Genomic DNA, 21750 nt, shown 5'->3' with positions numbered 1-21750 from the left:
GTGTTGAGAAAATCAAAGTCCGGGTTTGCAAGCCCACCATACTTTAGTTGCCAGATTGTCGGGACCGTTGAGGTAGTTGGAAACGGCAGACTGTACGTTGGTGAGGTTGTCGGTATATTCAGCCGCAGGATAAGGCAAGCGCTGCGGACCGCGATTGATGTCTACCACATTTGAACCGTTGTAAGCAACCGGAATCAGGAACGGATATCCTGTGCGGCGATAGTCGGCCCAAGCTTCATTGCCGAGCTTCCAATTGGCAATCCATTTCTGGGTAATAATCTTCTGCTGTTTCTGTTCTGCTGTGAGTGTTTCATCCCACTTGATGGTTACCGCAGGAATTACACCTGTCCAGGGATTCTGACCTTCGGGATCGTAAAACTTGGCAGGTACAGATGTGGCATCGTTGATATACGTGTTGTAACCGTCGGCCACACCGTAGTCTTCCATAGAGAGGCGGATACCATCATTGTAGAACGATTCGGCCGATCCCCTCATGTCCCAATTGAAAACTGCTGCACCTTCGGCACGCAAAAAGCATACTTCTGAAGCATTCATCCAAAGAGCCGGCGTGGTGCCGGGAAGGTTGACATCGGAGAAGTTGACGCTCCATGAGGTGCTGAATGTCTCCCAACCTCGACGGATACCTACATACTGCAGCGATGTGCCGTCGGGGGCTGTCATCCATGTTCCATCGTCATTTTTGTATGGCTTGCCATTGAGTCCGGGCGATTCAGGAGAACCTGATTCGGTGAGGTATTTGGAGATACGCGGGTCCTTGTAACCGTTGAGGTAACAAGCAATTTCGGCCGACGGACGGGTGTCATGAGCGTTGTACATGATAGCCGTACGCATAGAGTTGGTCGATGTCTGGTAGTTTTTCCAAGTTGCGTTCTGATCGTTCGTCTCGATTACACCTCCATTTTTAGGGTCGATGGCATCTTCGGCTTTGGCCTGAGCCAATTCTTTATTGGCATAGCTGATGCGCAAGGCCAGACGCAACTGGAGTGAATTGGCAAAGCGTACCCAATTGCTGATGTCGCCGCCATAAACTTTGTCGACCAACGGACTCATCACTGCTGTGGGGTTGTCAAGCAGTATCTGACGGGCAGCGGCGAGCTCTTCGAAGAATTTGTTGTAGACATCTTCTTGAGAGTCGTAAGGAGTCTTGATTGCGCCTTCAAAGCCGATGGCCGAGTAGGGGATTGGACCGTAACAGTCGGTTACTCGGTGCATCGCGGCAATCTTGATGATGTTGGCTACAGCCATTGGCACTAGGTCGCCTGATGTTTCGCAGAAACCCTCAACCATCGAAAGGTTGGTGAAAAGAGTAGAAATAATCTTCTTGTCTTTCAAGAATACCTCAGTCCAGTTGTTGGGCGCATTGTTGCGCACATAAGAGGAAGTAAAGTTTGCTCCGTCGGAGAAGTAACCTCCGAGTGTGCCGCCGAGAAGACAGTCCACAAACTGGGTACAGTTTACATCAGAAGGAGCGACAGTGCTGCAGATATTTGTCATTGACGATACCAAAGCGAAACCGTCGGGAGTAAGATCGCCCGGTTGTGACTGATTGGAGTTGATGTCCAGGTAGTTACCTGTGCAGGCTACTGTGGTGAGCAGCACTGCGCCTCCAGCCAATATTTTGTTGAATATATGTTTCATTTTTTTTATCGCTTGAGTTAGAAATTGAAGTTAACGTTGAAGCCGAAGTTACGTAGTGAAGGCATCATGAAGTTGTCGATACCTTGGAAATAGTTACCGGCTGATGCTACGGATTCGGGATCATAAGGAGCCTTGTTGTAAATCATCCATAGGTTGCGCCCTACGAGTGATACCTTGATGTCGCAAACGCCTTTGAGCCATTTGCGCGGAATCTTGTAGCCGATAGTTGCTTCGCGTAGGCGCAGATTGGTTGCAGAGTAGGTATAGTATTGAGGAACGGTTTCACCGCCGGCAACGAGATTATACCATTGCTCGGGGTTGATGCCATCGCCGTTATTGATGCTTACGAAACCCCGGTCGCGAGCTTGGCCTGTAGCCTCAGACACACCATAGTAGTCAAGGACTGCCTGAGTGCGTGAGTAAACGACCCCCCCGAAACGCGCTGAGAGCATGAAGCTTGCAGTGAGGTTTTTCCATGTGAAGCTGTTGCTCCAAGCGAGGTTGCCTTTGGGAAGAACCGAACCGAGCTTGATGGGTTTGTCTGCTACAGAAACGGTAGATACATTGCCTTCGGGGTTGATGTAGATATTACCGTTGTGGTCGCGTTGTAAGTCTACCATAGAGTAGAGGTCACCCATTGTGCCGCCTTCGCGGAGGATGAAGCGTGTTGCGCCTACTTGGTTGTCGGTCATGACGAGCTGGTCGATGTCGAGTTTTTCACCGGTAACGGGGTTGTATGCGTTGCGTCCCAGTTCCTTAATCACGTTTTTGTTGAACGAATAGGTCATGTTGGAAGCCCAAGAGAAGTTATTCCATGTATGATCGAAGCCGAGGGCGAACTCCATACCCCAGTTGCGGATTTTACCTGTCTGAACATAAATCTTAGAATATTTGCCCACAGGAACATTGGGGTTGAATGTCTGGTTGTAGGTGTCGGCCTGATACCATGTAGCGTCGAAGTTGAAATCTTTCAAGAAGCGGAAGTTCATACCTACTTCCCAAGATTTGGTACGTTCGGGCAATAGGTTGTTTACGGGATACTGGGTCAAAACGGACCAAGTGCCGTTTACCCATTCATAGCGCGGGTTGGCGATGTAGCGCGGGAAAGCAGTACCTACCGATGCCCATGATGCACGGATTTTCCAGAATGACAGATATTCTGAGGGAATGTTGAGACCGGCATCTTCGAACAATTGGGTCATTAAAACAGATATACCTACAGACGGGTAGAAGAATGAAGACTTCTTCGAGTTGACACCGGCAAGAGCCGAAGGCCAGTCGTTACGACCGGTCAATGTCAGGTAGTAGGTACGTTTATATCCAAGGTCGGCAGAAGCGTAGATTGACTGGGTCTGTTCGCGCCACATATTCCAAGTCTTTGGAGCGTTGCGCGAGATGTTGTTGATAGAGAAAAAGTTTGTCAGCAATGCGTCTTGTCCGGGATAGTTTTCTGAACCATCGGGGATACCGCCACGGATGTCAGTTGATTCGTAACGCATATCGTTGATTGAGCCACCGAAGTTGGCTTGTAAATTCCAATCTTCACTGAAGTCTTTGTTGAACGATGCAAGGAAGTCGGCAAAGATTTGCTTCTCCTTGTAGTTCGTTTCACCATAGTAACCGCGTTCTGAGTTGTCAGAAAGGTTGCCGAGAGTACCTGCATAACGTTTGTCGGTCGCCTTGGTGTAAGAATCGTCGAAGCGTACACGTCCGCTCAATGTTAGACAGGGTAACACCTTGTACGAAAGTTGTGCGCCTACCATGTAACGGTTTTTGGAGTTCTCGCGCAGGTTACGGTAGTTCACCCAATAGGGGTTTTGCACGGTCAGACCATATTCGCCCCATTGCCAGTTTTGGGTGGAAATCTTACGAGCAGGGTCGTAAACCTCGTATGCGCGCACTTCGTCCCAGTTGTTACCGCGGGGGAAGAGATAGGCACCCACAATGGGGTTCATGTAAGAACCTTGATTAATCATGTTACGGTCCATCTGGTAGATGTAGCTTGCGTTCAAATCCAATGTCATCTTGTCGTTGAGAAACTTAGATGTGTTACGATAGTTGAAGTTGTAGCGGTTGTAGCGCTCGTTGGGTACAATACCTTTAGAATTGGTAGCTGCCACCGAAGCGTAGGTTTGGTTGCGTTCGGTACCCGAAGAGAAAGTAACCGAATTGGTGGCAACAAAACCAGTCTGCAAGTAGTCATCAGCCACATCGTAACCGTAGTCGTTGTACGGTGTGAGGCGGGCACCCCAGCTGTAAGATGAAGTGGAGGCATAAATACTGTTTTGACCTGCGCCGTAGCTGCTTTGGAATCGGGGCAGAATCCATGCACGATTCCATTCGAGGTTCGAACTAGCTGTAACCTTAGCCTTTCCTGTCTGACCTTTCTTGGTCGTGATAACGATAGCACCGTTGGCAGCTGCAGAACCGTAAAGGGCGGCAGCGGCGGCACCGGTCAGCACTGACATTGACTCGACATCGTCGGGGTTGAGGTCGGCAATCGGCTCGGTAGCACCCTTTGAACCGAATGCACCGGCGTCACCTTCTGAACTGGCACTACGCATGGGTACACCATCAACAACATAGAGAGCGTTGGACGACTGCATAATTGATTTGGTACCACGCATCACTACCTTTGATATACCACCGGTACCCGATGATGAGGCGTTGATGTTTACACCGGCCACTTTACCTGCCAGCGAGTTGACGAAGTTGGCATCCTTGTTGGTGGTCAGCATATCGCCTTTCACCTGCTGAACGTTGTACGAAAGTGATTTCTGCTCGCGCTTGATGCCGAGCGCAGTCACCACCACTTCATCAAGTTTTTTTGCGTCCTCAATCATCGTGATATTAATCGATAAAGAGGAACTCGTTACTGTAACCTCTTGAGGTTGATAGCCTACATAACTAAATTTCAGCACATCACCTTCGGCCACATCAATGGAAAATTCTCCATCAAGGTTTGTCAGAGTCCCTGTCGATGTGCCTTTTACCAAGATTGACACACCAATTAGAGGCTCACCGCTGTTGTCTATCACTCTACCTGTCACTTTTATGTTGGCAGCGAAAGCCAACATGGGCAAAAACATGAGAGCGAAGAACAGACTTGTTACTTTTGCCTTCATAACTTTTTTAGTTTGATTAATAATAATGAATTGTTCTAGATTTAGAAACGGGGGTTCTATAGTAAAATGCATAATGCGAAGTCGTTTACGGGCCTGGATACACCTAGGTTGTACTAAAACAGATTTAGTCTTTTGGAGACATTGACCTAAATGAGTAGAGAAATGTCCGGTTGTGGTTAAATTCATAGTTTTATAAAGGCTAAATTATTTATATTCAAATGTTAACGACTGATCAGTTGAAACTTTCCCGTAACTTAAAGATGTAAGGTTAACAAAAGCTATGAGTGATTTTCCAATTAGCCTAGTCGAAGAACGTTACAAACATAAATAATATATTTGTAATAAGCAAGGAAGTAGACGAAAATAATCTCAAAAAATTATAAGCGGCATATTCCGGGAGTTTACTATATAGATATTATCGCCGAATGCGAGAAACTGGGTGACTATGTGGTAAATGTGGTAGAAGCCAGCAGTGATGTAAAAGAGAAGAAAGCTTCCTGATAAAACAAAATCAACAGAAGCACCGGGTCCTGCTGCTCATAATTCAGTTGATGTGTCTTGAAAATGACTATTGAGTATAGTAGATGCACAAGGAATCGATGAAAATTCGATGCTTGTGCATCTTTTTAATTAGTAGTAGGACAAAATGTGATTGAGAATTTGCTAATTCCAATATTAATTTTAATATTTGCATAACAACTTTAGTATCAATTGAAAACAAAAGATGAAATAATCGCTATTCTCCGGAATTTTAAAGAAGAGTTTGGGGAGAGATATGGAATTGAAAAGTTGGGACTTTTCGGTTCTGTGGCCCGTGGTGAACAGAAGGAAGATAGTGATATTGATATTTGTATTAAACTCCAAGAGCCTGATTATTTTACTCGAATGGAAATAAAAGAGTTTTTAGAAAAGCTTTTTAATGCAAAAGTGGATGTCGTGTCTTTAACCGCAATTATGCGTAGTTTATTTCGAAATCATATGGAGAAAGATGCAATTTATATCTAATGCCGACATAATACTTATCTATTGATCCCGAAGAGATTTTTAAAATAGTAAAAGTACATTTACCAAAACTGCTTCTTGCGATTCAGCTGATTAGAAATGATATTGCCGCTAATATATAAATCCAATGTCTTGTATTGCCGCAAAAAAAAGACCGGGCATATATCTATACACCCAGCCATTTTTCTCTCAATAAATTCTCTCTCTTTTAATTTTAATCTTCGTACGGTTCGAAATCTTCCTTTCCAACTCCGCACAGAGGACACGTCCAATCTTCCGGAATGTCTTCAAACGCAGTTCCCGGTTCAATTCCGCTTTCCGGATCTCCTTGTTCAGGGTCGTAAATATATTCACAGACCGTGCAAATGTACTTCTTCATAATGTTCGTCTTTTTATTGGTTTTCTGTATAATAAAACACATAAAGCAATATATTTGTTCAACACTTTATTCAAATATTGAAAGAAAAAACTATCTTTGTAGCTAGATCCATCAAACTAAAACAAAGATACCAGCCATGCTCATCGCATTATCATCCACTTTTATAGTCTTATCCATTATACTATTAGTCAGCTTCTTATGGGAGCGAAAGAAATGTCTTCGGATACAAAAACGATTATTCCGAGAATCCAGGCAATTAGACCGTACCAATCATATCACCAGCGCTATTCTAAAGAATGTACACGCCTACATCCTACTGATAGACAATGATTTCAAAGTGCTCAAAACCAATTACTATCAAAAGACAGGGACAAGAAAAGGGCTGGAAGAAAAAAGAGTGGGTGACTTGTTACAATGCCGTAATGCCTTATCCTCTCAAGGAGGTTGCGGCACGCACGATCTTTGCGGCTCTTGTCCGATACGCTTTGCCATCCGTCAGGCTTTTGAACACAAAAAAAGTTTCACCGATCTCGAAGCGGCACTAACAGTTGTAACAGCCGACGATCAGGCCGTTGAATGCGACGCTATCATATCCGGCTCCTACTTTCTTCTGAATCATGAAGAAAACATGATACTCACCGTGCATGACATCACCCGCTTGAAAAATACGGAAAAAGAGTTGGAACTTGCCAAAGAGAAAGCCGATAACGGAGAACCACAGTAATAAATCCAACTTCATAAAAAGTTTTAATTAAACAGTCAATCACAATTTTATATTGTACTTTTGCAACTCAAACTAAACGCATGTATCCGCATGAGTACAAATAAAAATGACATTTATCACATAGGACTTACCGATAATGAGGTCCTGCAAAGCAGGGAAAAGAATGGCGCCAACCTGCTGACACCCCCCAAGCGTCCCTCTCTGTGGAGGCTATATTTAGAGAAATTTGAAGACCCCGTTGTACGCGTACTGTTGGTAGCAGCCGTATTTTCGTTAATAATTTCTATCATCGAGAATGAATATGCCGAAACGATCGGAATTATAGCCGCTATCTTGCTCGCCACCGGAATTGGTTTCTTCTTCGAATATGATGCGAACAAGAAATTCGACTTACTGAATGCGGTCAATGAAGAGACTTTAGTTAAAGTCATCCGAAACGGTCGTGTACAGGAAATTCCGCGCAAAGATATCGTAGTCGGCGATATCGTTATTCTGGAAACCGGCGAAGAGATTCCTGCCGATGGAGAGCTGCTCGAAGCCATTTCTCTGCAAGTAAATGAATCGAATCTGACGGGAGAACCTGTTATCAACAAAACAACCGTAAAAGAGGACTTCGATGAAGAAGCGACATACGCCTCCAACCTGGTAATGCGAGGAACTACCGTAGTTGACGGTCACGGCACGATGCGCGTTCTCCAAGTAGGTGATGCGACTGAGATTGGAAAGGTAGCCCGTCAAAGTACCGAAGAGAGCCTCGAACCGACTCCGTTAAACATACAGCTGACCAGACTCGCCAACCTGATCGGAAAGATTGGTTTTACCGTTGCCGGTCTCGCTTTCCTTATTTTCTTTGTCAAAGACGTATTGTTCTACTTCGACTTCGGAGCATTGAACGGCTGGCATGAATGGTTACCGGTTTTTGAACGGACTCTCAAATATTTCATGATGGCTGTCACCTTAATAGTAGTAGCCGTTCCCGAAGGGCTACCAATGAGTGTCACACTCAGTCTGGCACTGAATATGCGCCGTATGCTTGCCACCAACAACCTCGTACGAAAGATGCACGCTTGCGAAACAATGGGAGCTATCACTGTGATATGTACGGACAAGACGGGTACACTGACGCAAAACCTGATGCAAGTGCACGAGCCCAACTTCTATGGTTTAAAGAACGGCAACGAATTATCCGACGACGATATCAGCAAACTTATCACCGAAGGTATCAGCGCCAATTCTACTGCTTTTCTTGAAGAGACCGACACCGGTGAAAAGCCGAAAGGTGTGGGAAATCCCACCGAAGTAGCACTATTGCTATGGCTCAATAGTCAAGGAAGGAATTATCTGAAACTCCGCGAAAACGCACAGATCCTCGATCAGCTGACTTTCTCCACAGAACGGAAGTTTATGGCAACGCTTGTAGAGTCGGCCTTGCTGGGAAAGAAAATTCTCTATATAAAAGGTGCTCCTGAGATAGTGCTCGGAAAGTGCAAAAAAGTCATGTTGGACGGACAGCAGGTAGACGCTACCGAATATCGTCCGACAGTTGAAGCACAACTGCTGAACTACCAGAACATGGCCATGCGCACATTGGGATTCGCCTTCAAGATTGTAGGAGAGAATGAACCGGACGATTGCACGGCATTGGTATCGGCCAACGACCTAAACTTCTTAGGTATCGTAGCCATCTCCGACCCGATTCGTCCGGATGTGCCGGTCGCAGTTGCCAAATGTCAGTCAGCAGGTATAGGAATCAAGATTGTGACCGGTGATACTCCGGGAACCGCTACGGAAATCGCACGTCAGATCGGTCTTTGGAATCCGGAAACGGATACGGAGCGGAATCGCATCACCGGAGTTGCTTTCTCCGAGTTGAGTGATGAGGAAGCATTGGACCGTGTGATGGATCTTAAAATCATGTCCCGTGCCCGTCCTACGGATAAACAACGTCTGGTGCAATTGCTCCAACAGAAAGGGGCGGTAGTAGCCGTGACCGGCGACGGAACCAATGACGCTCCGGCTTTGAATCATGCCCAAGTAGGCCTGTCAATGGGAACAGGCACTTCCGTTGCCAAAGAGGCCAGCGACATTACCCTTCTCGATGATTCATTCAACAGTATCGGAACTGCCGTGATGTGGGGACGTTCACTGTATAAGAACATCCAGCGTTTCATCGTATTCCAGTTGACTATCAATTTTGTCGCGCTATTGATTGTCCTGCTCGGTTCGGTGATAGGCACGGAACTGCCGTTGACCGTAACACAGATGTTATGGGTAAATCTGATCATGGACACTTTTGCCGCTCTAGCTTTGGCTTCTATTCCGCCAAGTGAAACCGTTATGCTTGAAAAGCCCCGCCGTAGCACTGACTTTATTATCAGTAAAGCGATGCGGTCTAATATAATAGGTGTAGGTTCTGTCTTCCTTATCATACTGCTCGGAATGATCTACTATTTCGACCACAGCACACAAGGTATGGATATACACAATCTCACCGTTTTCTTTACCTTCTTTGTCATGCTGCAATTCTGGAACCTGTTCAATGCCCGTGTATTCGGTACTACCGATTCGGCATTCAAAGGCCTTTCCAAATCGTATGGGATGGAGTTAATTGTATTGGCCATCCTAGTCGGACAGTTCCTGATCGTACAGTTCGGTGGAGCTGTATTCCGCACAGAACCGCTTGACTGGCAGACGTGGCTTCTTATTATAGGCGTTTCGTCCATGGTGTTATGGGTTGGAGAACTTATTCGCCTTGTTCAACGTATGATTCACAAAAAAGAAAGAAATGAAAAATAAAGGGATCAAAAACCTTCTTATTGATTTGGGCGGTGTACTTATCAATCTCGACCGCCAACGATGTATGGAGAACTTTAAGAAATTAGGGTTCACGGATGTAGAAGAACGTTTGAATATCCAACAGTTGAACGGTATCTTCATGCAACAGGAAAAAGGCTTGATTACTTCCGCAGAGTTTAGGAACGGGATGCGGGAAATGATCGGTAAAGCAGTCAGCGACAAACAAATCGATGAGGCTTGGAACAGTTTCCTGATAGACATCCCCACATACAAGCTTGACTTACTTTTGAAATTGCGTGAAAAATATGTAGTCTACCTGCTTAGCAATACGAATGAGATTCATTGGAAATGGGCTTGCGAGAATGCGTTCCCATACCGTACGTTCAAAGCAGAGGACTATTTTGAAAAAACATACCTCTCATACGAGATGCACCTGGTAAAGCCGGAGCCCGAAATTTTTAAAGCAGTCATCGAAGATGCAGGTATCGAACCGCAGGAAACGTTTTTCATTGACGATTCTGAGATAAATTGCAAAGCAGCCCGAGAACTCGGAATCTCGACTTATACCCCAAAAGCCGGAGAAGACTGGAGCCACCTTTTTAAGAACAAGTAAATTCGTAGAGATGCAGATTATACGTGACATATCGACTCTTCGCCCGGAACCCTCCATAGCTACCATCGGCTTCTTCGATGGAGTGCATACGGGACATCGCTATCTGATCCGACAAGTGAAAGAGATAGCGGCCGCCAAAGGTTTACGTTCTGCATTAGTGACTTTTCCGGTACATCCCCGCAAGGTGATGAACGCCGATTATCGTCCTGAGTTACTGACTACTCCGGAAGAGAAAATAAGACTGCTGGATGACATCGGAGTAGATTATTGTCTCATGCTTAACTTTACTCCTGAGATTTCCCGGCTGACAGCCCGCGAGTTTATGACTCAAGTGCTGAAAGAACGCTATCAGGTAAAATGCTTAGTCATCGGTTACGATCACCGTTTCGGTCACAACCGCAGTGAAGGTTTCGAGGATTACGTACGTTACGGTAAGGAAATAGGCATAGAAGTGATTCGTGCTCACGCCTATACCAATAATATAAAGACAGGAGAACATCAGAATACCCCGATCAGCTCCTCCCTGATCCGCAAACTTCTGCATGAAGGAGAGGTGGAACAGGCCGCTCTTTGTCTGGGATACGAATACTTTCTGGACGGAACAGTAGTAGGCGGTTATCAAGTAGGCCGGAAAATAGGTTTTCCTACCGCTAATTTAAGTGTAGACGATCCGGATAAACTGATTCCCGCAGACGGAGTTTATGCCGTATGGGTCACATTCGACGGACAAACCTATATGGGAATGCTGAACATCGGTGTCCGCCCGACTATTGACAACGGTCCTAACCGTACAATCGAGGTGAATATCCTTCACTTCCATTCTAACATATATGACAAGTTTATCCGGCTTACGTTTGTCAAACGGACACGCCCCGAACTGAAATTCGCCGACATTGACGAGCTGATAGTGCAATTGCATAAAGACGCCGAAGAGACGGAAACAATCCTTCTTGGCAAACAAGCAGAGCAATCAAAATAACGACCGAACTAAATAACATATAACTGAGTAATAACTTTAAAAGCAGATTCGTATGCAAAAGACATTCATGAGTATCTCCCTGGTGGTAATAGCAATATCAATGCTAGCCATGTTTATATGCAGTTTCTTCACAACCCGATAAGACATAAAGTGGTATGAAGACGGCTATCAAATTAATATTAATAGACCTTGTCATCGCGCAGATCGCTGCCCCTATTCTGGTAATGATTCCCTATACCATCTATTTATTGGTCACTACCGGGAATCTGGATAAAGGTATACTGACGCAAGCGATTATGATTCCGGCACAATTGGCGGGACAAGTGATGATGGGTATTTATTTATGGAAAGCCGGTTATATCAGTACGCAAAAAGCTACATGGTCTCCCGTATCAGCGGGCTATCTGTCATGCAGCGCATTGGCCATTCTCACGGCCGGATTTGCAGTATCCGCATTGACGGGGCTGCTGGATTGGATTCCTAATATCATGGAACAGTCTTTCGATATTCTCCAATCCGGATGGGGAGGTATTCTCGCCATATCCATCATAGGTCCTGTACTCGAAGAGTTATTGTTTCGCGGCGCAATCACCAAAGCATTGTTACAGCAATACAGTCCGGCAAAAGCAATTCTCATTGCAGCATTCCTATTCGGTGTCTTTCATATCAATCCAGCCCAGATACTTCCGGCATTCTTAATCGGCATCCTGCTGGCATGGACATTCTACAAAACCGGCAGCTTAATCCCCTGCATACTTATGCATATACTGAATAATTCGTTGTCGGTATATCTCAGTATCAAGTTTCCGGAAGCTGAGAATATGGACGACCTGATAAACGGCAATTTATATATTTACGTTCTTGCAGGAGTCTGTCTCATATTCATAGCAACCATCCTATATATGCAGCGCATGACCTCTAATAAGTAGAGGTCATATCTTCCGGAACACAAATATAGAAATCCGCTCTTCCTTTATTCTCTTCATCCAATTGTCCGATACTCTCCTGGCGCACCGAACAAACGGTCTTTATCGTCGTTCCCGGACGATATTGAAGCAGATACGGAATGATTCCGCCTTGAAAGTCCGAATGGTAGTTTCCATTGAAATGAAGGAACTTGCTTTTCATATTACGGGCAATAAACCATCCCATCGTAGCGTCTTTGATGGCCTGCGCCTGTGCCAGATATTCCGCATTCCCCTTGCTTTTCCCCATCATGTGCATCAATGCGAAGGCTCCCTGTTCCTCTTCTTTATATGTGAACGATACCGGAAGAGGCGGCAAATAGCGTTTAGCCTCATCGGACAATGAGTCCAAATACTGCAATCCCCTGTCTTTCACCACGTTTGCATAGCGACGGGGAACATTGGTCGCAATGAACGGGATACGGTTCTCCTTAGCAAAGAACACAAACGGAGCATAATCCGTACTATAATTGTCCCACAAACGCGCTTCCGCTTCAAAACGGTCATAAGAGATCTGCCGATTCATATATTCATCCAGAATCAGTTGATTGTCGGCCTCCAGCATTTCCGCCCCCATCATCAGTTTATCCTTATGAATGGCATACAAAGAACGGGCAAGCTCGTACTCCAGCCAATGAGTAATGCAGCAATTATGAATCTCACCGATAAACACGACGTCCGGCTGCGCCAACGCAGCAACCAGTTCGTCATATCCAATCTCCTTGCCGTTCGCATCAAACAAGGTATACGCTTTCTTATAGCCTTTTTGGGCAAAGGCTGTCACTCCTACCAAACATAGGAGTAACAACACACATACTTTTTTAGAAAATAGTTTATTCATTGTATTTCTGATGTTTTCCAATATATAATAATACAAACTTGTCAGGGTTCACCAATTCCTTGAATGCTTTCCGAATATCCGTGGTGGAAATAGAAGACAGGCATTTTTCGTACTGTTCAAAGTCGTCTATCGTCTCTCCGTTCTTCAGCAAATTCACCAGATTGGTACGCCATTCCGCAGACGCCTCGTTTGAAAGGACCTTTTGTTTTGTCAGCAAGAACGATTTTTTCATTGCATCCAGTTCCTCTTCCGACACTTTATGAGTACGGAGTTCATGAATGATTTCTTTTATCAATCCTTCCACTTTTTTCGTATTGCCCCAATCAACGGAAGCGGACAAATCAAAATAAAACACCTGCTGCGGCAGTCCATTATAAAACAAAGAAGCATACGGAGAATAAACGATATTTTCCCGTTCGCGCAATATACTCAACACACGGTTCTGCAAAATATCACGCATCAGCTTCAGTGTAAGACTATTCCTCAAAGAGGGCTGGTAATTGCCACAGAATACATAATCGAATATAGTCTGCGTATCATTTTCATTCGGGAATGCTTCGACATACGTTTTTCCGGGCAACTTGAATGGTTTGTCAGAAAAGGACAATCCCGTCTCTACTTTTTCCATACGGGCAAAAGTAGCGGTCAGCAACTTCTTAATGCTGTCCGTATCAAACTTACCGGTCACGACGAACACCGTTTGCGAGGGATTGGCATATAAAGAACGGTAATAGGCAGCAATCTTATCCAGATTAAGCGACTCTAAATCTTTCTTTGTCAACACCGGGCGAGAAACCATATTCCCCATCAGCGAATCCAGACGATTCGTCAACGCACGGTCTGAAGCACGTTTCATCATCTGCTCAAGTACCGTTTCCTTTCCCAAACGTTCTATCTCGTCCTGCCGGATTTCATCGAAGTCTTTATAACAAAGTTCCGGACGATAAATCTTCTCATACATCAGGTTAAACAATTCTTGCGCTTTGTCGGCAGGTGCCATTCCCATTATATCATGCCAGAAGTTACTGATGGCAAGGTTCATGGATATTTCTTCTTGTTGCATATAAGAAGACAGGGTATCATAAGGCACACATGCTATTCCTCCCATTTCCATATAGCCACCCGTTCCTTCGTAAAGCGGATAATCCTCATCCGACAAATCTCCAACACCTCCCCTACCGAAAGCGGTCACAAAGAGAGACTGATTCTCATCATCCGTAGGACGGAGCAGAAAGCGCAGCCCGTTCTTCAAAAAGACTTCCGTCAAATTCATCTCCGGATATTTCTTCTCACTGACAATATCAGAAGCATCAAACACGTGGCTTTTGGTCAGACATACAGGTGCCGTTATCGTCTCTTCCTTCACCTCTTTGGGTACGTAGACAAACTCTTTCAACGGACTCCGGATTCCTTTTTCCCATGCACGTAGTATGTCTTCTTTCTGAATAGAGTTCTGTTTACCCGTATTATTGCGATAGGCAACCAGCAAAGCCTGCTCTTTGTAGGAAAGCCATTCCTGCAATAGTTTCTGCAAAGTTGCACTGTCAGTCGACCGGATCTTTTCAAGCAATTGGCGCATCTCCTCCTCCGACTGTATATAGCGGTCGCCGGATATAACGTAATCTACAAAATCATCACACCACTTGCCGGACAACTGTGCAGAACAGTCCACCTTCAATGTTCTGGAAAGTTCTTTGATAGCATCATCCAGCTCTTCCGGTGTAAAGCCGTTCTTCAAGATACATTCCAGCTCGTTAGACAAATCGGATACTTGCTGCAAAAGACCGGATTTATCCGTTCCGGAGAAAGTAAACACAAAATGATTCTTATCGGAAAGGAACCAGGCATCGGATACATTACTACGAATCTGCCGAGCTTGCAAACGGTTAGTAATAGCCCGTACCAACAAAGAACCAAGCTCTTTACGGTAGATGGTTCCAACTGTATTTCCCACTACGCAAGGATGAGGGATCATCAACTCCAGTTCAGAACTGCGTTTGAGATCATCTCCTATCTCATGAAGAGCTATTCCTTTTTCATAAGTGAGAGGATAAACACGATACCCTTTCACCTTCTTACGGGGAATGGAAGCGAACATTTCTTTGATCTTCTTCTCTATGGAAACCGGATCTACATCCCCTACCACCACAACAGTGGCCATTTGTGGAGAGTACCATTGCTGATAAAACTCAATCAGTGTTTTACGGTCAATACTACGGATATCCTCCGAACTGCCCAACGGCATACGGTCGGTAAAACGGTTTTGACCGATCTTCAAGCTATAAAAGTCATCTCCTATGTCATAGCCGCGCAACTCTTCCAAAATCACTCCGCGTTCTTTCTTCGTCCGTTCTTCCTCAAAGGAGAGTCCGTCCAACCAATCTTTCAGTATCAACAGAACTTTATCACTTACGGCAGAATCAGTCTTATCCATCGGCACTGTCAGCATGAAAATAGTACGGTCATAGCCGGTCACAGCATTGATATCCCGCCCAAACTTCATTCCTAGACTTTCCAAATAGTCCACCATGCCGCGTCCGGGAAAGTGTTTGCTACCGGCAAAAGACATGTGTTCCAAAAAATGGGCAGCTCCCTTTTGCTTATCCGTCTCCTGTGCTGAGCCAAGACGCATCACCAGACGAAACTCCGTCGTATGAGCCGGTGTCCCGTTCGGGAGAATCAGATAATGCAAACCATTCGGTAATACACCTTCAACGGTGTTGGGAGGTAAACCGATCTTCTTCTCTGAAACGGATTGTTGCGCAAGCATATCTACAGATATTACTCCTAAAAGAAATGCTAAGACTAGAATAGCTTTTGTTTTAATTTGTTGTAGCATAAATTAATTATAAGTCTGTTATTTATTTAAGGTATAAGTTACATAGATCTGGGTGTAACCACCTGAATTATAATGATCCCATGAAAATTGGAAAGTAAATGTATCCTCGTTAAAAGAGCCTTTCGGTTCAATAAAATCGGAAGGTTCATTTTCCCATCCATCTTCATCAATAGAAGAATAAAGAAGATAAGCTATCGGATCCAAAGTTATAGCATACTCTGTTATTAGTTCAGCAACCGAATACTCTACCCAATTATCACCTTCCAACACAGATACAGTTTTTCCTTGCTCTCCCATAGTTTTCCATCTATCCCATGCTGTAAATGAATACTCAAAAGGAACATTTTTTAAATCATATCCATTAACATCCTGTACTGTCGTCACAAAAGAAATTGATTGCGCTTCCGGCTCCAGTTCAATATTATCAAGCAAAACTTTGAATTCTTCCTCATCTTCACTGAAATTAATAGCTTTCACCATTGCCTGATTATAAGGCTGCTCCATCCAAACCTCATCATCCTCTATCGTTTCTTTCTTTAATATCTCCCACAGGAATGAGGTCAGACCCAACGGATTATCAATCATCTTCAATATCGGTCGTTCAGCAGTAGCATTATCACTTAATGTAATCACACTCTTACCTTCAAAAGAACGGGTTTCTTCATCATAGAATGTTCCAATATCATCTGTTGGATATATGACTGTCACATGACATTTCACCTCTCCTATAAACCGATTTAAATTCACCCCATATCTTTCTCTATATCCCTCTATCAACTCTATCTGTTCTTCAGTCAATTCGGGTAAAGTCGGACTAGGTTTCGCTATTAATTTTAATTCATTCCACACACGCATACGTGAATCAGTAAAGTCTTTAACTTTAAGGGTCAGTACCTTTTGAGTATTCAACAAGCTCTTATGATTGGAAGCTATCTTAAAGCTCGCTTTTTTTTCGCCAGCCTTAATCAGCACACTCCCATCGTTCTCCATATTCAAAACTCCATCCTCATTGCCCGACAATTCAAAATGAATTGTAGCGTCCGTTTCTACAGCAGTAGCCAAAAGCACATCTACAGTAACAGGACGATCATCATTTTCCGCTATGGCAGGGTCATCCGCCGTACTGATCTGTATATAATTACTTCCTTTGTAAGTATAATCAATATCGTTACTACAACTTGTCACTAATCCCAACAAGAAAAGGACGTATAAACACAGATAATAATAGTTATATCTCATAATCTTCCTTTTTTATTGAATCAATTTTACCTATTCAAAGGCCATCCTTCATTCTGAGTTATATTCTCATTATATTTATATTCCGAACGAGGAATGGGAAAACACCAGCGATAATCATCCACCTTTATTTTGGTATCTTCTCTATCTCCCCACTGCGACAATCGGGACAAACCTCCCGAGTGCAAACGCTTCAAATCGAAGTAGAGCACGCCCTCACCGGCAAATTCCTTTTGTTTTTCTTTATGAATAGCCTCTATCAGATCCGTTCCTGTCAAATCATCCTCCATAGGAGTAGCTTGGCAAGCCTCCAGATATTCATTCATCTTTTCAATCGCCTTGCCTTCTTGCCCGGTCTGCCGACTATAAGCCTCAGCAGCAATAAAGTAAGCACCGGCATAGCGCATCACGTTGATATACTGTATACTTTTGGATTCCTTATTCCATTTATTATATTTCCCCATCAGATTTCGGGTATCTCCATCCATCTCGAAAGGATATACATTATAAGCTTGACGTATATCATCGTCTCCATAAGTGATAGCGGGATTCAATGCAAAGTAATCACCGTTCGTCGCATCAAACTGAATACCTGCATAAAAACTCTTCGATGTATAAAAAGCGAATATACGCTCTTTGCAGGAAGCCGTTTCCCAAAGTCTTCCGTAACCATTCTCCGTGAACATATCATCCGTCGCTTTTTCCAGCACCTTCTCCGCATAAGTTACGGCTTGCCCATACTGTCCGGCATACAGTTCCAACTCAGCCAACAGATAATAAACCGCAGTCTGAGACAGCCAGCCGTTCTTATCCGGATTATTCTCGACCGCAGCAGCTTCCGTCAGTAATGTACGGATAGTAGTCGTACAGGTTTCGATGGAAGAACGTTTCGGAAAAGCAAGTCCCAGTTCATCCTTCAATACAATCCCGTCCGCTTGCGGATTCTTGTCATAGGCAGGAGCAAACAGTCTCAACAGATTGAAATAGCAAAGCGCCTTTAATGCTTTCGCCTCACTAATGATAGCCGCTTTATCCTTCTCCTCCGAAGCATTCTCCAGCGTTATGTTATCCACGCGTTCCAATAAAGCGTTGCAGGAGGCGATCGTGTTATAATACTCTCCCCACAAACTTTCGGCAAGAGTCGTTATAGAATTATCCTGCCAAGCATAAAGGTTCTTCAGGCTCATATCTTTTCCCACAATGGAAGTCGGGCAAAAATCATCGCCCAAAATAGAAAGTTCATATTCGTAATGTGGATACAAACTATAAACAGAAGACAAAAGAGAGCGTGCCGTTGAAATATCCACAATAGCATCCGGATCCGAATACTGATCGGAAGGGGGAATATCCAATGAACAAGAAGACAATCCCGACAGACTCCCCACCATGACGGCACATATATAAATGAGTTTCTTTATCATAATCGTTATCCTTTAAAAAGTCAGATTCATATTGAATGTATAAATAGGCTGCATACTTCCTGCAAGTGTGCCGCTTTCCGGGTCGGACTCTTTGTATGAAGTCCAGGTAAACAGATTGGAACCTTGAAAAGCAAAAGTAGCATACTTCACGAACGGTATCGTTTTCCGCAAGAAACGTTGGTCTACACGATATCGCAGAGAAACCATAGAGAGTTTCAGGTAATCACTCTTTCCCACAGTCAAGGAGTTGGGATACAAAGTAAGGTTCTCTTCCGCAGTAGCTGAAGTATAAAAAGGAGTAGGATATACTTTCCCTTCATCACCGGCTTTGAACCACATTCTTTCCGTCTGTCCTGCCACAGCGTTCCGGTTCACATTATCCTTATCACGCACATACGAATAATTGAATTGATGAATGCCGCCGTGTACATAATAGAAATCCACATCCAAGTCGAAGGCTTTGTAAGAAAGAGAGAGGCCGAAGCTTCCGGTATACGGTGGTGTAGAATGCCCCAAAGCTACCACATCATCCACTGTCAATGTTTCACTCGCCTGCTTCTCCTTATTATCTTTCACCAGAAATACCGGATAACCGGTCAAAGGATTAATGCCTAAAGACTGAGGACCATAGATCATATCGTATGACTTGCCCACTTCATAATCCGGAACCAATACATCCTCAGATGCATATATCTTGTCTGCATAATACAAGTCAATTACCTTGTTACGATTGTACGCCATATTCCATCTTAAATTCAAAATCCAATCTCTTGTATCCAGGACTTTCGCTTTCAGTCCGAATTCGATTCCCTGGTTTTCCAATATACCGATATTGCGCTTCAATGTGGTATAACCGGTGGAAGAAGGAATAGGCACATCAAGCAACGCTTGTTCCGTGCGGCGATTGTACCAGCTTGTCTCCAAAGTCACCCGATTGAACAACTCAATACTGACTCCCGCATCAATGGATTTCGTCTGTTCCGGTTTCAAGTCCTTATTATAAAGTCCCATCAACTCCAGAACACGCTGATCCTCATACGCATTATTGGAATAGGCGAAAGTAGCTACCGTAGAGGAAACGGAAACACCGTTCAGATTGGCTGTATATCCGTAAGACGCTTTCAGATTCAAGCGGGTCAGGACAGTATTGTCTGCCAGGAAAGAGTAATAGCTGGGAGTCCAACCGATACCGACTGCCCAAGCGCTATTCCAACGCTTGTCCGAAGGCAGGATAGAAGACGCGTCCGCTTTATAAGTCGCATAGAAATCGTAAATATTATCAAAGGTATAACCTAATACAGCTCCCAATCCCAACTGCGCATTTTTATCTTTCAGAGCGCCGACTTCCGCCTGACGGGTTCCCTGAATGGAGTGATTGATGGCAGCAGCCGAATTAATCGTTCCCACGCCATAACCGGTTATGGACACATTATCCAACTGAGTGAGGTAGTAGTCCATATTAGCTCCCAACGTAAGGTCATGCCTACCGGCAAATACATGATTATAAGTCGCACGAATGTTAGTAGAAATGTTCGTGGTCGTATTCTTTGATTTTGCGAAAATACCCCGTTTAAGTTCCGGAATACCACTTGTCATTTCCGAATAAGAAGTAGAGGGGGTAAACTGTTCCGTTTCATCCAACAGAAAGTCCAATCCCGCCACTGCGGCAATATCCAGTCCGGGCAAGGGATTCAAGGTCAGGCTACCACTGATTCCGGCAGTTTTCGCCGCACTCTCCTGGCTGAACTGATTCATCAAGTCCTTATAAGTACGTCCCGGATAAGAAATCAGTTCGCCACCGTCTTTCGTTTCATAAGGATTCAACTCATAAACCAACTGGGTCGGATCGGAAGTAGATCCGTTCGGGGTATTCGTCTTCGCATATCCACCGTTCACACTCAGCAAAGCGTAACCGATATGTCCCAGTTTCTGATCCAGATTCATACGCAAACTCATACGCTGCTTGTCATTACCCGGCAAACGTCCTCCTTGCTTGGTATAATTGGCGGATATATAATAGGTAGTCTGTTCGCTTCCGCCCCGAATGCTTACATTATGTTTCTGATACAGATTGTTACGAATCAACTCTTTGAACCAATCTGTATTGATATTCCTCAATTCGTTCAACTTCTGCTCCCCCGACGCAATCAGTTGCGACAAGTTAGGATCGCCCGCATAGTATTTATTGTAGTAATCAGCACTGTAACGATATCCCGGAGTCTCCGGATTCTGCAGCAGCCGTTCCAGTTCCAGTTTCTCCGCTGAGTCCATCATAGACACGCCGCGACGACCGCGCGTCGTGACTCCCATGTCCAACGTATAAGTAACCATTGTCTGCCCGCTGACACCTCGCTGGGAAGTGATTTCCAATACCCCGTTGGCAGCCTTGATTCCATACAAGGCACAGGCAGCCGCATCCTTCAGCACCTTTATTTCCTTGATATCCATCGGGTTTAGATTGTAGAAAGTTTCCGGACTGATGACCTTACCGTCCATAATATACAACGGTTCATTCGTCGTATTCCCTTTACGTAAAGAAGAGTTTCCACGAATACGGATTTCAGGGGTCGAACCCAGTTCCCCGGTATTTTGGATAATCAATCCGGGAACAGAACCCTGCAATGCCAGCCCCATATCGATCATCGGCTTACTATTGATGCGTCGCATATCCACCTCTTGCACCACTCCGGAGCGGGCACGAATATCAATCTCATTAATATTAGCTTTGGCTGTGACAACAACCTCATCCATATTATTCACATCATCAAGCAAAGTCACATCCAGCCGTGTTTGTCCTTTATAGGTAACTACTTTCCGCTTCATACCGATAAAGGAAAACTCAATACTCACACCGGGCTCCCACTGTCCCTTCAACACATACTCTCCCTTTTCATTGGAAATAGCTCCATAAGGCGTATTTTTTACCTTAATATTAACTCCCGCTAACGGAAGATCCTGCGCATCGCGCACATGACCAGAAATTCGTTTTTCTTCTCTTTGCGCTTGCAAAATGACACAAAATGAGAGAAAAGCTAAAAACAGTATCCGTCTCTTTAAATAGTAGTTCATACATTTTGTCTTTTAACTATATGGCGTAAAAAAACAAAGAAAAGCTAATAAAGACAAATAATGCCTACGACAATTAAACTATTTTAATAATTATACCTATTA

General features: G+C 44.4%; 14 protein-coding genes. 6 read left to right on the top strand and 8 right to left on the bottom strand.

What is annotated here, in order from left to right:
* Positions 1-12: 12 nt before the first annotated feature.
* Both H8S63_RS15730 and H8S63_RS15725 read right to left on the bottom strand, forming a co-directional pair.
* The gene (locus H8S63_RS15730) at positions 13-1659 is read right to left on the bottom strand and encodes a SusD/RagB family nutrient-binding outer membrane lipoprotein (protein ID WP_055279220.1); all 1647 of its coding nucleotides are present in this window, start codon (positions 1657-1659) and stop codon (positions 13-15) included.
* 17 nt (positions 1660-1676) lie between these two features.
* Complete coding sequence (locus tag H8S63_RS15725) at positions 1677-4736, bottom strand: SusC/RagA family TonB-linked outer membrane protein (protein WP_186927360.1); 3060 nt, start codon at positions 4734-4736, stop codon at positions 1677-1679.
* Positions 4737-5495: 759 nt separating this feature from the next.
* On the opposite strand from H8S63_RS15725, the gene H8S63_RS15720 reads away from it, so the two are divergent.
* Complete coding sequence (locus H8S63_RS15720; RefSeq protein ID WP_186927335.1) at positions 5496-5789, top strand: nucleotidyltransferase family protein; 294 nt, start codon at positions 5496-5498, stop codon at positions 5787-5789.
* 211 nt (positions 5790-6000) lie between these two features.
* Here the strand turns inward: H8S63_RS15720 and rd are convergent, their stop codons facing one another.
* The gene (gene rd / locus H8S63_RS15715; RefSeq protein ID WP_022275674.1) at positions 6001-6165 is read right to left on the bottom strand and encodes a rubredoxin; all 165 of its coding nucleotides are present in this window, start codon (positions 6163-6165) and stop codon (positions 6001-6003) included.
* Positions 6166-6301: 136 nt separating this feature from the next.
* On the opposite strand from rd, the gene H8S63_RS15710 reads away from it, so the two are divergent.
* The 5 genes from H8S63_RS15710 (at position 6302) to H8S63_RS15690 (ending at position 12206) form a co-directional block, all read left to right on the top strand.
* The gene (locus H8S63_RS15710) at positions 6302-6889 is read left to right on the top strand and encodes a hypothetical protein (protein WP_186927334.1); all 588 of its coding nucleotides are present in this window, start codon (positions 6302-6304) and stop codon (positions 6887-6889) included.
* Positions 6890-6979: 90 nt separating this feature from the next.
* Positions 6980-9685 carry a calcium-translocating P-type ATPase, PMCA-type gene (locus tag H8S63_RS15705; protein ID WP_186927333.1) on the top strand — a complete coding sequence of 902 codons (2706 nt, stop codon included), beginning with the start codon at positions 6980-6982 and terminating at the stop codon, positions 9683-9685.
* Positions 9675-10298, top strand: a complete 624-nt coding sequence (locus H8S63_RS15700; protein ID WP_186927332.1) for an HAD family phosphatase — start codon at positions 9675-9677, stop codon at positions 10296-10298. The genes H8S63_RS15705 and H8S63_RS15700 overlap by 11 nt, the downstream gene beginning before the upstream one ends.
* Before the next feature lie 10 nt (positions 10299-10308).
* Positions 10309-11277 carry a bifunctional riboflavin kinase/FAD synthetase gene (locus H8S63_RS15695; protein WP_186927331.1) on the top strand — a complete coding sequence of 323 codons (969 nt, stop codon included), beginning with the start codon at positions 10309-10311 and terminating at the stop codon, positions 11275-11277.
* A 155-nt stretch (positions 11278-11432) separates the two neighbouring features.
* Positions 11433-12206: a CPBP family intramembrane glutamic endopeptidase gene (locus H8S63_RS15690; protein WP_186927330.1), complete on the top strand. Its 774-nt coding sequence runs from the start codon at positions 11433-11435 to the stop codon at positions 12204-12206.
* Here the strand turns inward: H8S63_RS15690 and H8S63_RS15685 are convergent.
* The 5 genes from H8S63_RS15685 to H8S63_RS15665 are packed head-to-tail and all read right to left on the bottom strand — an operon-like array spanning position 12196 to position 21648.
* On the bottom strand, positions 12196-13083 hold the full coding sequence (locus tag H8S63_RS15685; RefSeq protein ID WP_007756741.1) for a ChaN family lipoprotein: 888 nt from the start codon (positions 13081-13083) through the stop codon (positions 12196-12198). The genes H8S63_RS15690 and H8S63_RS15685 overlap by 11 nt on opposite strands.
* Positions 13076-15922, bottom strand: a complete 2847-nt coding sequence (locus H8S63_RS15680; protein ID WP_186927329.1) for a pitrilysin family protein — start codon at positions 15920-15922, stop codon at positions 13076-13078. Before H8S63_RS15680 ends, H8S63_RS15685 begins: the two co-directional genes overlap by 8 nt.
* Positions 15923-15940: 18 nt before the next feature.
* Complete coding sequence (locus H8S63_RS15675; protein ID WP_186927328.1) at positions 15941-17161, bottom strand: DUF4929 family protein; 1221 nt, start codon at positions 17159-17161, stop codon at positions 15941-15943.
* 26 nt (positions 17162-17187) lie between these two features.
* A complete protein-coding gene (locus H8S63_RS15670) occupies positions 17188-18579 on the bottom strand; it encodes a RagB/SusD family nutrient uptake outer membrane protein (RefSeq protein ID WP_186927327.1) in 1392 nt (463 codons plus the stop codon).
* A gap of 12 nt (positions 18580-18591) precedes the next feature.
* Positions 18592-21648, bottom strand: a complete 3057-nt coding sequence (locus H8S63_RS15665; protein WP_186927326.1) for a SusC/RagA family TonB-linked outer membrane protein — start codon at positions 21646-21648, stop codon at positions 18592-18594.
* Between the last annotated feature and the right edge of the window lie 102 nt (positions 21649-21750).

Source organism: Bacteroides sp. NSJ-39, from assembly GCF_014287315.1.
GTDB classification, from domain to species: domain Bacteria; phylum Bacteroidota; class Bacteroidia; order Bacteroidales; family Bacteroidaceae; genus Bacteroides; species Bacteroides finegoldii.
This window is presented reverse-complemented; position numbering and strand designations above follow the sequence as displayed.